This window comes from Paenibacillus sp. J22P218 (assembly GCF_056269195.1).
The window spans coordinates 353,788-365,716 of sequence record NZ_JBWDNL010000004.1 but is presented as its reverse complement, the minus strand read 5'-3'; the positions used below and the strand labels follow the sequence as shown (position 1 = coordinate 365,716).

Here is an 11,929-nt window from a genome sequence, read left to right as displayed (position 1 = left end):
AAAAAAAGCTTATTGAGCAGTCCTAGGATGGGACAACTCAATAAGCTTTTGATTGAATTAACTATGCAGCTTCTTGGCAATCAAGTCCGGCTTCGGTGTCCGCTTCGTATGATCCGGGTTCAGGCCGATATTGCGGAGCAGCTCCTCGTATTGCGCGTCCTTGCCGACAACGCCTTTCTCGTAGATCGTATGCGCCAGGTCCGTCACGATCTTCGCATAACACTGGGCTACGCTGTTGAAGCCGTTCTTCTGCAGAAGCATCTCGCGGACCTTTGACTTGTCCTGCTTCTGATTTGGATTAGCTGCTTCCAGCTCGGCCGTCTTCTTGTCCACGTCGAGGAAGCGGTCGACGACTTCTTCCTTGCGCGCGCGCTTCTTGTAAAATTTGTAGATCGCCGCGATGCCGCCGATCGCCCCTGCCACTCCGAGCAGCAGCCAACCTACCGGGGTTGCGGCGCCTGCGGCGAGCAGAAGACCGCCGCCGATAATCATCGCGGCGCCCTTTAACGCCGTTGCCCCGCTCTTCGTTCGGTTAATCTTCTGCGTGCTTGCGGCAATGCCGGCAGCCTGGTTCAGGCTCGCATCCTTGCCAGCCGTCTCCTTCTCCAGCGCATTCAGCTTGTTCATGCGCTTGCCGTGCGTGTACACGCCTGCTACGCCGCTTGCCAAGTAAGCCGCGCCGCCGACAACGCCTGCCGCGCCTGCCGCTGCCGTTGCCGCGCCGCTGACGGCAGCACCCATGTATTTCTGCGTATTAACAACGCCCGTAGCGCCGAAGCGGGCGAGATCGGCCGCGCCGCTGAAGCCTTCGCCAACGGCGTTCTCGAACTTGTCGAAGCCGCCCTGCGACTCGTCGTGATTCTGGACGGCGTTATAGATTTGCATGCCCGCGGTTACGCCGCTAAGCGCTGCGGAAGCGGGACCCATATCGATAACCGCGCCCATGGCGCCTTCCTTGGCGGCGCCCGCCAAGCCTTGCACTTCGCCGACGGTAGAGGCGGCTGCGCTTGATGCGCCTACGGAGGCGGCAGCGCCCGTTGTGGCATAGGTTACATAGTCTCGATCGGTGTCCTCGTTATAGTTCTGCGTCTTCTGGCTGTTGACCGCCCGTACGATCTTCGAGAACTTGTCCCAATCAATGCTCCTGCCGAAGAAGCCGGTTAAATTTTTCTTCGCCTTGGCTAAGGATGGGGCGCCGGTTCCGCCGGCGAATAAGTTGATAGCGATCTTCCGCTGCATCGGGCTGAGTCCCGTGTAGTAGCCGTACAAGTCCGTCTTCTTATCTTTGGTGGCCTCGGCTTTGACCCAGCTCTCGATGGCTGCCGATCCGCCAGCTGCGGGCGGTGTCGCTCCGCCAGCCGCTTGGGCAACCTTATTGCCCGCCGATCTTTGCAGAGCGAGCGCGCCTTCGGGCGAGGCGCTTAATTGCAGCGGCGACGCCGCTGCCTTGGCAGACGACTCTGGAGATGATTTGCTCTGCGCTGGTGTTGGCTGCTTCGTTTGCGCTGATTCTTTCGACAAAATAGACCCCTCCATTGGCTTGTAGCTGCCTGTCCGTGCGTAATTCGTAGTGGTTCAATAGTAGCATGGATTTCCAGTTTTCACTATAGGGGGAACGGGCTCGCTGCCGGATTATTTATACATATTTCAACGTATATTGTCGAAAAAAGTTCATTCCGTACTCAATAACCCGCAAGCCTGTCTAGCGGCTTGCGGGTTAGGAGGTTCGATCTATAAGGAGGATGCGCCTAAGTCCGTTTAGAGGGGCAGCTTATCGAGCACGCTTGCTGCCGAAGAGCCGTCCAAGGCAACCTCCAGCAATCCGTCGTAATAAAGCTGATGTAAATGCAGAATAAGACCGCTTTGAACGTCGATGGCTTTCACGTTCGCAGCCTCGCCGTTGCTCGCCTGAAGCATGCAGTTGTACTTGAAGTAAGCAACACCGGTTTCTTCGAACAGGCCGAATGCGCCAAGCGGTAGCGTCGTATTCAGCTTGGCGGCAAGACTGAGCAGCTCGCGGTAATGAGCAGCAGGCACTTCTTCGGCGATCGTGACGAATGTCTGCAGGAAGTATAGTCCTGCATCATCGGCCTCGGATAAGCCGGGCAGGAAGGACAGCTCCATGTGAATATCGCGCTGCTCCTGGCCAATGTCGTCGAACACAATGACGAGCGTGGCTGGTCCTTCTTCCGAGGCCTCTACAATGGCGGAAGGAATTTCGAGTTCATCATATTGCGCCTTTAATTGAACAAGCAAAGCATAAGGCAATTGAGCGGTCATCCGGTAACCATCCTTCCAGTCTATTCATTAATTGTGAAGCTTCTTGGCAATCATATCCGGCTTCGGCGTCAGCTTCTTATGATCCACCTTCAAGCCGATGTTGGAAAGAAGCTCGACGTATTGTTGATCCTTGCCCTTAACGCCTTTGTTGAAGATCGTCTGAGCCAAATCGGCCGTAATCTGGTTGTAGCATTGAGCCATGCTGTTGAAGCCGCTCTTCTGCAGCAGCTTCTGACGAACCTCATCGCGGCTCACTTTCTCGTCAGGGTTGCCGGCTTGAAGCTTCTCAATCCTCTTGTCGACGTCTAAGAAGCGATCAACGACTTCATTCTGGCGAACGCGTTTCTTATAAAATTTGTACACGGCCGCGACACCGCCGATCGCGCCGGCTACGCCCAATAATATCCAGCCGACAGGCGTCGTGGCGCTGGCTAGCAGCAAGCCTCCGCCAATGATCATGGCGGCACCCTTGAGTATCGTCATGCCGCTTGTTGCGCGGTTGATGCTTTGCGACTTGGCACCGAAGCTTGCGGCCTCGCGCAAGGCATCGTCCTTGCCGGCGTTCTTCTCAAGCTCATTCAACTTGTTCACTCGCTTGTGATGATTGATTACGCCGGCGGTCCCGCTTACCATGTAGGCAGCGCCTCCGACAATGCTGGCTGCGCCAACCGCCGTCGTAGCCGCGACGCCTGCAACGGTGCCGAGCGCCTTATGCATATTAATCGCGCTGTTGGCGCCGGCGCTTGCCATATCGGCAAGGCCGCCGCCTCCTTGGCCGACGGCGTTATCGAACCGCTCGAAGCTTTCCATGGAGTCGTTATCGTTATGAACCGCATTGGCCACCTGCAAGCCGGAAGATAAGCCCCCAAGAATGGACGTCGCAGGGCCGAGGCTGTTAGATGCTTTCGCCGCATTCTCTGCTGTGCCTCCAGCCACTTTGCCGACGGCCGTCGCGCCGGCGGAAGCGCCCTGCGAAGCGCCTTTAACGCCTGCCAACCCATAGCCGGTAAAGTCGCGGCTCGTGTCCGCATTGTGATTCTGCGTATTTTCTTTGTTGATGTCGCGAATAATCGTCGAGAACTTGTCCCAATCTACGCTGCGGCCGAAGAAACCGGTCATGAACTTCTTCGCCTTGGCGAGCGAAGGCGTGCCGCCGCCCGCGAAGCGAAAGTGCGCAAGCTGCTTGCTCAGCGGCGCAAGTCCCTCGTAATGCGCGAATAGATCGGTCTTCTTATCCTTGGCGGCCTCGCCCTTCAGCCAGCCGATGATTGCCGCCGATCCGCCTTCGGTATGGGCGAATTCCGCTTTGGCCGCTTTCGTCGCTTTATTGCCCGCCGTGCTCTGGAGAGCTAGCGTCCCGCCGATCGCCGATCCGGACTCCGACGTCGTCCCAACGGTAATGGAGGGTTGTCCCGGCGTTGACTTAATGTGCTTGGGCATAAGCGACGGTTTCTTAAGTAAAGCTTCCTTAGGCAATGAATTCCCTCCAATAATTAAGACAGAATAGTTCAATCCTATATGGGTTATAACACTTTTCCGTACCTATAAAACTGTAATTATATACTAGCATGATATTCCAGTTGTGACTACTGATGGCGCTTTCTATGAAGTGTTATATCATGCCAATTAAAGGTTATCGAATGTCGTGCAACGGGGCATCCTTCCTACTATAGTGAACGGATAAGAATAAAGCGGTCTGAATGAGCATTGTTAGAAATATAAGAAGTTATACGTTTTTCGGCTTATAGCATAGATGAATGGAGGTGCGGCATGCACATCGATTGCGCCATTATCGGCGGAGGGCCGGCAGGGCTCAGTGCTGCGCTTGTGCTTGGACGCTCGCGGAGACATGTGCTGCTGTTCGACGATAATCGGGCAAGAAATGCGGTTACGCGGGAGTCGCATGGATTTATAACGAGGGATGGCGTTAAGCCGAGTGAGTTCAGGGCGTTCGCGCATCAAGACATTGCCAGGTATCCGAACGTAACGGTGAAGAGGGAACGCGTAACGGAGGTGAGGCATAGTGGGCGGGGGAGCTTCCTGGTGAGGACGGGCGACGGCGTCGTTTATCATGCGCGAACGATCCTATTGGCGGCAGGTCTGAAGGAGTCATTGCCTTCTGTCCCACAAATCCAAGACTATTACGGCAAAAGCTTATTTAGTTGCCCGTACTGCGACGGCTGGGAACTGCGCGATAAGCCGCTTGTCGTAATTGGAGAGAGCGGAACGCATGCGGTATCGTTAGCTAAGTTCGTGTACAACTGGAGCAAAGACCTCGTCGTATGCACGAATGGCAGGCAAGTGCTGACGAAGGAGCAGATCGCGAATTTCGCCCGCAAGGGAATTAGGGTGCTGGAGCGGCGGATTAGGGCGCTTAAGGGGAGCGGGGGACAACTGCAGAGTATTCAGTTCGAGGACGGTTCGGAAATAAAACGATCGGGTGGCTTCCTATCTCCGAAATGGCGGCATGCAGTCGACTTCGGCGAGAAGCTGGGCTGTGCGATGAACGAGCATGGCGGGCTCGTAAAGGACGATTACGGCCGAACGACGGTGCGAGGGGTGTACGCGGCGGGCGACGGCGCGCTTATAACGCCGGCTCAGCTCATCATTGCAGCAGGAGACGGCAGCCGCGCCGCGCTTGGCGTGAACGGGGATATGATTAACGAAGACTTTGATTTGTAGTCGATCGACCTATTGGAATGCGTTAGCTTGGCAGCGCGAGCAGTCGGTCGCGCTCCTCCGCATAAGCGTGTATCCAGCCTTGGTGGGCGTAGAAGCGCAGGGCATCTAGTCCTTTATAGTAACGGGCGCCGGTATAGCGTTCGTGGAATTGCGGAATCGGTTTGCCGAGTTCCTCGTAATGAAGCCGGAACGCTTCCGGTATGTCATGGCCGGGGACGGCGTCCGCAATCGATGCAATATCGATGACAAAATCGCCATACATCGCGTTGGCGTCAATAATGCCCGTAACCTTCGTTCCGTCCGATAGGATGTTCCATTGGTGGCAGTCGTTATGAACGAAATAACGATGGGGTTCATTATAGGCGCTATACACGAGCAGTCGGTTATAGATCTCTTCGAAAACATCCCGTTCTAAGCAGCTGGTGCGGAACAGCTCATGCCAATTTTCCCAGAACGATCCTCTCTGATCTTCGGCATAAAATCGGCGAATATAGTCATGCCATGAACGGGATTCTCCGTTGCCGGTACGGGTAATGAATCCATAACCGGCGGTGTTGCCGTTCAGCGGCACTTGATTCATCTCGCTGATCGCGCGGACGAGATCCGGAAGCACGGCAACCTTCTGCTCATCCGGCAGGTCGGCTACGACCTGACCTGGAATATACTCGCGTATGATGAAATTATAGGTGCCGTTCGTGCCGCGGCCGAACAGTTGCTGATAACGGGCGCCGCCGGCGACGAGCAGGTTGGAGATGAATTTGCTGCGCGCATAGTCGGCTTCGTCGCTGGGCTCGGCTCTGCCGATACCGACGACAAAGGACTTTCCATCCTTCTTGAACGAGAAGACGGAGCTGAAGTGGCCGTTGCCGATCGGCGACACTTCCTCTGCCGGTTCGCCCCAGTGGCTTAGCAACAGCTCCTCGGCTTCCTTGACGGTTAACTTTGGGCTTTCTTGTGACATGGCGTTCATGCACCTCCTCTTTTTTCGATCAGTATAGGTGAACGAACGAGGCGGTTACAAGGGCGAAAACGAATTATAGATAAACTGTACCGTCGCGATTTCGCCGTATGTTGTTGCTTTAATATATATTCCTGATTATGGTGAAAGAAAGAGGTTGTTCTAAAGGACATACAGTTCATGGAGAGGTTGTTGCGTGTCTGAAAAGGATGGAGGAGAAGCTGTATTGCCCCTGTCATTGCTGTCAATGACGGGCGATTGCCAGTGGCAGCGCATTACGCTTGGCATGTCGGCTTCGCGTACTTACCGATTAAGCGGCGAAAGGGGGACAAGCTATTTGAAGGTACAATCCCTGGTGCCTTACGACTGCCTCTCGGACGAGAGAGATCGGATGGTGTGGCTGCAGGGAAAGCTGCCCGTGCCGGAGGTGCTATTTTACGACCGCGATGAAAGCAATGAATATTTGCTGTTGTCGGAGGTTGCCGGCGTGAACGCATCGGACAAGATTTACGAGACGATGTTGCCGCAGCTTATGGAGCAATTGGCAGTTGGCCTAAAGGCTGTACATGACGTGGACATCACGGGCTGCCCGTTCGATCGTACGCTTAACATCGTGTTGGAGGAGGCGAGGCGTAGAACGGAGCAGGGATTGGTGGATGAGGAAGATTTTGACGAGGAGCGGCAGGGGTTGAAGGCTGCGGCCTTATATAATGAGCTGTTAAAGCGCAAGCCTCAGACGGAGGAGCTCGTGTTCACGCACGGTGATTATTGCTTGCCGAACGTTATTTTGCATCAGGGCGCTTTCGGCGGATTGATCGATTGGGGCAGAGGGGGAATCGCGGACAAGTATCAGGATTTGGCGCTGGCGGTTAGAAGCATCACTCATAATTTTGGCGAAAGCTGGGTCCCGCTATTTCTTGAGGCATACGGATTGCAGGGGGCAGACAAAGCGAAGTTGGATTTTTACAGGGTGCTGGATGAGTTTTTCTGACAAAAACATAGCTTGACGGCGCACAAAAAAGCTATCCCTTGGCCGTGACGACCTTGCGGGATAGCTTTCATTTGCGTGCGGCATTTATTCTTCGCGGTAATCCTCGACGATCACTCTCAGCTCGCCGGTCTCGGGATGGATGACGAAGCCGTGAACGGGAATGTCCTTCGGAAAGAGCGGGTGCTTGCGGATGCTGCGAACGCTGTGCATGACACCTTCCTCGGGTGTCGAGAAGCTCTTGAGGAACTTATCCATGCGAATGCCGGCGTTCTCCAGCGTCTCGACCGCTTTCGGATCGATGCCGTGGTCAGCGAATTTGCTTACCATGCCTTCGACGTTGAGATTCGTCATGCCGCAGTTGTCGTGCCCGATAACGAGCACTTCGCGGGCGCCAAGCTCATAGACGGCAACCAATATGCTTCGCATCGCGCTTCCGAACGGCTGTGTCAGAATAGCACCGGCATTCTTGATGAACTTGGCATCGCCGTTGCGCAGGTTAAGCGCTTTGGGAAGTAGCTCGACAAGACGCGTATCCATACAGGTAAGAATGGCTATTTTTTTCTCGGGAAATTTATCCGTCAAGTAAGCTTCATACTGCTTCTCTTCAACGAACTTCTTATTGAAGGCTAATAAATTCGGAATGATGGACATGGTTGGCCTCCTTGCAAAATAACATGTATATTCTATTATTCATACAATCCTCGCTACAGTCAAATTAGGAAAGCGCCTACATCTAGTATTTATTTTTCCTGATATACCCATATAAGGTATCTAGTGCAACAAACGGCTTTCTCTCGCCTTATCGACCATTCGCTTGGCGTAACGGTTAATCGGCTTTTTGAGAGCGAGTCCGAGCAGTAGGGTCAGCCCGGCATAAGCGGCTAGCACGAGGACGTCTCTGAGGACGACATCCCACAAAATACCTCCGACTGCTTCCCGCATCAGACTAATCGCATAAGTGAAGGGGAGGAACGGGTGGATCGCCTGGAAGAATGGAGGCGTCACTTGAACCGGGAATGTGCCGCCAGAGCCGCCAAGCTGCAGCACGAGCAGGACGATCGCCATCGCCTTGCCGACATTGCCGAAGATCGAGACGAGCGTGTAGACGATCAGCATGAACACGGAGCTAAGCAGAACACCGAACGCAATGAACCAGCCTTTGTCGGCAGCGTAAGCTTGGAGCAGCCATAGATCGCCGCTAGTGACAAGCAGTGCTTGTACGATCGCTATCGTTAGGAAGGTGAGGTAGCGCCCGATGTAAACCTCGTAGCTGCGATAGGATTCGGCTTCATTCGTTGCCGGCATATCGACGGTAAGCAGGGAAACGAGCAGCAGCGCCCCTACCCAAAGCGATAACGTCGTATAAAAAGGCGACATCGCCGAGCCGTAGTTAGGTATCGGGAACAGCCGTTGTTCGCTAAGTACGACCGGTTCGGCGAAAAACGCGCTCTCGCGCTGTGCATTGTTCCGGAGCAATCCGATCAGCTCGTTCAGATTGCCTTCCTTCTCCAGCTCGCGGATACGCGCGGCTAATGCTTGCACTTTCGCTTCGGCGGCAGGCAGGCTTCTTCTGGCTTCCTCAAACTTTGCCCCGCCTAGCGCAAGCCCTTTCGCCGCATCATTCACGATATTTTCTATAGCCGGGATGGCGTTGCCTGCCTCGACGAGCAGTCCATGCGCCTGATCGGCTTTACCGGCAGCATTCTTCGCCGCTTGTTTGACGTTCGGTAAAATCTCGCTGTCATAGCGGCCGAGAATATCCGTTAGCAAGCTTACGGCGGCGCTCGATTGCTCTTGCAATTGCGTGATTAAATCTTCGGCGGGCTGCTCGCCCTTATTCACCGCTGTTTGAATCCGCTCAAGCAGTGCCGACTGCTGTTGTAAACGGGTGGAAACCTGGTGCAGGCGCTGAATCGTTCCGTCCAGCCGTTCACTCCCGGCCGTTTGGCTTAGCCCCTCAAGCGTGGAAATCAGGGCGTCCGCGAGCGAAGACGCCGTAGACAGCCGGTCGGCTGCTGCGGATAGGGAAGCCTTGAGCGCCTCGAGATCCGCGTCCTGGCTGCCGAGTACAGATGTCAGCTGTTCCACCGCGCCAGCCGCCTGTGCCAAAAGCTGCAGGTCCTGCTTCACGGATGGACCTATTGCGTCCAACGCTTCCGTGGTTGCGCCGATGAAGTCCGCAAGCTTGGCGGTGAACGCCTCGCCATCCTTCGCAAGCTGTGCTGCCTTTGGCAGCTCTGTCTGCAGGGTAGAGACGACTTTCTTCGATTTGTTGATGTCGTCAGCCGCGACCTGAACGGCTTGGTTGATTTCGGGAATAAGCGTCTCCAGCTTGAACACCGTATCGCGCACCTTCTCGATTGCCGGCAAGTTCGTTTCCAGCTCGATGCCGATTTCGTTGAACAGGCGAAATATCGTTTCATTTGCCGTTTGTACGAAGGCGCGGCTCACCTGCTCGATAATGCCGCTGGCGCCTTTTTGGGTAATTTTTGGGGAAACGGCGTTGATTTTTTCGTTTACGACATAGTTGATCTCCGCCTGCTGCGGGTTTTCATCGAGCACGGTAGCGAGCTTGGCGGAGAAGTCCTCTGGAATCGTAATGCTCGCATAATAGTCGCCATGCTGGACGCCCTTAAGCGCGTCCTTATCATCAGTGAACACCCAGCCGATGCTGCGGTTCTCCTTCAGCGAATCGATAATGTCGCGGCCTGCGTGGATCGCCTTGTCGCGAAGCGTTGCGCCTATGTCGTTGTCGACGACCGCGATGGATAGTCCGCCGGTTTGACCGTAGGGATCCCATGACGCTTTGATGTTGAACCACGCATATAGGCAGGGTAGGCAGGCCAAGCCCAGAACGAGAATCGCGGCGGAGATATTGGTTGCGATACTGCGAAGGTCGCCGGCGTATATCGATACGATTTTCCTCAATGGTCCACGGACTCCTTTTGCTGGAATGATGGTTCTCTTAGTATTGCTGAACGTCCCGCGCGCTACTCAGGTGAATTGACTGATGAAGCAAGGAGCGGCTGTAAAATGGTATGATAACGGTTAAGATGCGAAAGGGAGAAGATGGGCAATGGGAGACGCACGTTTTAAACAATCAGTGGAGTTGACGCTTAAGGTGATCGGCGGGAAGTGGAAGCCGGTCATTCTATGCCATCTAACCGATGGCACGATGCGGTTCGGGGAACTGAAGCGGGAAATGCCTGAAATTACGCAAAAAATGCTGACGCAGCAGCTGCGGGAGCTGGAGCAGGACGCGATTATCGAGCGCAAGGTGTATGTTCAGGTGCCGCCTAAAGTGGAATACTCGTTAACGAATTACGGCATGACCGTTAAGGAGCTGCTGAACGTCATGTCCGAGTGGGGCGAGAAGCATCAAGAGCGTATAGAAGGATGACGAAGTACGCTCCTCTTAGTTACCAAATGGGTACTACGTCACTTCAAAGTGCGTACTATTCTTTTTGACTGTATCGATCTAGAATAGGTCGTGTTAGTCAAATAGATGGGATGAGGAGCGATAACATATGAAGTTGCAGCTGGCTTTGGACTTAGTGGATATTCCGCAAGCGAAACAATTGGTGAGCGAAGTGGAATCCTATATCGATATTGTGGAGATCGGCACGCCGGTCGTTATTAACGAAGGTTTGCACGCGGTGAAGGCAATCAAGGAGGCGTTCCCTAACTTGACGGTGTTGGCCGATCTGAAGATTATGGATGCGGGCGGCTACGAGGTCATGAAGGCTTCCGAAGCGGGCGCTGACATCGTAACGGTGCTGGGCGTTGCCGAGGATGAGTCGATCAAGGGAGCGGTCGAAGAAGCGAAGAAACAAGGCAAAGAAATCCTTGTTGATATGATCAGCGTCAAAAACTTGGCGGAACGCGCGGCAGAGGTAGACGCAATGGGCGTCGATTACATCTGCGTGCATACGGGCTATGACCTGCAGGCCGTCGGACAAAACTCCTTCGAGGATCTCCGCACGATCAAGAGCGTCGTGAAGCGTGCCAAAACAGCGATCGCCGGCGGAATCAAGCTGGCTACGCTGCCGGAAGTCATCGAGGCGAGTCCCGATCTCGTTATCGTCGGCGGAGGCATCACGGGTCAAGCGGACAAGCAAGCGGCTGCCGCGCAAATGCAGCAGTTGATCCGTCAAGGTTAAGGGCGGGGCGCTTATATGCCGATAGCAATGAATGATTATTCAGCGGCAATCGCTGCGGAGCTTAAGCAGGCGTTAGCCGGCGTCTCCGAAGCAGAGGTCGAGCGGTTAGTCGATGCGATCGCGAAGGCAGGCCGTGTATTCGTAGCCGGCGCGGGGCGATCCGGACTGATGATGCGCGCATTCGCGATGCGCCTCATACATCTTGGCCTCGATGCGTATGTCGTCGGCGAGACGGTGACGCGCAGTCTGGCCAAGGGCGATCTGCTTATTATCGGTACGGGGTCTGGCGAGACGAAGTCGCTTGTGCCGATGGCGGAGAAGGCGCGCGGCTTGGGAGCGGTCGTTGCCGCCTTCACGATATCGCCTGCATCAACGATCGGAAGATTGGCGGACGTCACCGTCCTTCTGCCCGGCACGCCTAAGGATCGTTCGGACGGCGGCGGCGTGACGGCGCAGCCGATGGGTTCGCTATTCGAGCAGACGCTGTTAGTGCTGGGAGACGCCGTTATTTTACGGTTGATGGAGAAGCTCAGCTTGGACGGCAAGGCGATGTACGGCAATCATGCCAATTTGGAATAGAATTACTTTCTGACAAAAGGACCTCGGCTTTCACTTTACGGTGGAATGCTCCAGGTCCTTCGTTTTTTCGATTTTGAGTGGAAATCGTCCAACCAAATAGCCAACTACTTGCGGAATAAATTCCTTTGATTGGAAACCATACAGCCTAATTCGGCAATTTTCTTCGTTTTCACCAAAATCGTCTTATTTGCCTGTAGGAAATCCAATCAAACCGCTTTTTTGATGTCATTTAGCCCATTAGCCTGTATAAAATCCATTCACCTTTGACTAGTAAAGACT

Annotated in this window: 11 protein-coding genes; 5 read left to right on the top strand and 6 right to left on the bottom strand. The window is 54.5% G+C overall.

What is annotated here, in order from left to right:
* Positions 1-57: 57 nt before the first annotated feature.
* The 3 genes from AC0YN0_RS19725 to AC0YN0_RS19715 form a co-directional block, all read right to left on the bottom strand.
* Positions 58-1,521, bottom strand: coding sequence for a hypothetical protein (locus tag AC0YN0_RS19725; protein ID WP_475822773.1), 1,464 nt, complete (start codon positions 1,519-1,521; stop codon positions 58-60).
* 237 nt (positions 1,522-1,758) lie between these two features.
* Positions 1,759-2,280 carry a type III secretion system chaperone family protein gene (locus AC0YN0_RS19720; RefSeq protein ID WP_475822772.1) on the bottom strand — a complete coding sequence of 174 codons (522 nt, stop codon included), beginning with the start codon at positions 2,278-2,280 and terminating at the stop codon, positions 1,759-1,761.
* Positions 2,281-2,307: 27 nt separating this feature from the next.
* Positions 2,308-3,756 carry a hypothetical protein gene (locus AC0YN0_RS19715; protein WP_475822771.1) on the bottom strand — a complete coding sequence of 483 codons (1,449 nt, stop codon included), beginning with the start codon at positions 3,754-3,756 and terminating at the stop codon, positions 2,308-2,310.
* A gap of 294 nt (positions 3,757-4,050) precedes the next feature.
* Between AC0YN0_RS19715 and AC0YN0_RS19710 the strand changes: the two genes are divergently transcribed.
* Positions 4,051-4,962, top strand: coding sequence for an NAD(P)/FAD-dependent oxidoreductase (locus AC0YN0_RS19710; RefSeq protein ID WP_475822770.1), 912 nt, complete (start codon positions 4,051-4,053; stop codon positions 4,960-4,962).
* A gap of 22 nt (positions 4,963-4,984) precedes the next feature.
* On the opposite strand, the gene AC0YN0_RS19705 is transcribed toward AC0YN0_RS19710, so the two are convergent.
* Positions 4,985-5,923 carry a phosphotransferase family protein gene (locus AC0YN0_RS19705; protein ID WP_475822769.1) on the bottom strand — a complete coding sequence of 313 codons (939 nt, stop codon included), beginning with the start codon at positions 5,921-5,923 and terminating at the stop codon, positions 4,985-4,987.
* A 193-nt stretch (positions 5,924-6,116) separates the two neighbouring features.
* Here AC0YN0_RS19705 and AC0YN0_RS19700 point away from each other — a divergent pair, with 193 nt between their 5' ends.
* Entirely contained in the window at positions 6,117-6,911 is a 795-nt protein-coding gene (locus AC0YN0_RS19700) for an APH(3') family aminoglycoside O-phosphotransferase (protein WP_475822768.1), read from the top strand.
* 84 nt (positions 6,912-6,995) lie between these two features.
* Here AC0YN0_RS19700 and AC0YN0_RS19695 read toward each other — a convergent pair whose 3' ends face one another.
* Positions 6,996-7,562, bottom strand: coding sequence for a beta-class carbonic anhydrase (locus tag AC0YN0_RS19695; RefSeq protein ID WP_475822767.1), 567 nt, complete (start codon positions 7,560-7,562; stop codon positions 6,996-6,998).
* Between the two features lie 120 nt (positions 7,563-7,682).
* Complete coding sequence (locus AC0YN0_RS19690) at positions 7,683-9,839, bottom strand: YhgE/Pip domain-containing protein (RefSeq protein WP_475822766.1); 2,157 nt, start codon at positions 9,837-9,839, stop codon at positions 7,683-7,685.
* A gap of 148 nt (positions 9,840-9,987) precedes the next feature.
* On the opposite strand from AC0YN0_RS19690, the gene AC0YN0_RS19685 reads away from it, so the two are divergent.
* From AC0YN0_RS19685 to hxlB, 3 genes are all read left to right on the top strand, one after another.
* Positions 9,988-10,311: a winged helix-turn-helix transcriptional regulator gene (locus AC0YN0_RS19685; RefSeq protein WP_337100753.1), complete on the top strand. Its 324-nt coding sequence runs from the start codon at positions 9,988-9,990 to the stop codon at positions 10,309-10,311.
* Between the two features lie 127 nt (positions 10,312-10,438).
* Positions 10,439-11,071 carry a 3-hexulose-6-phosphate synthase gene (gene hxlA / locus AC0YN0_RS19680; protein ID WP_442049369.1) on the top strand — a complete coding sequence of 211 codons (633 nt, stop codon included), beginning with the start codon at positions 10,439-10,441 and terminating at the stop codon, positions 11,069-11,071.
* A 21-nt stretch (positions 11,072-11,092) separates the two neighbouring features.
* Entirely contained in the window at positions 11,093-11,650 is a 558-nt protein-coding gene (hxlB, locus tag AC0YN0_RS19675) for a 6-phospho-3-hexuloisomerase (RefSeq protein WP_475823038.1), read from the top strand.
* Positions 11,651-11,929: the final 279 nt, after the last annotated feature.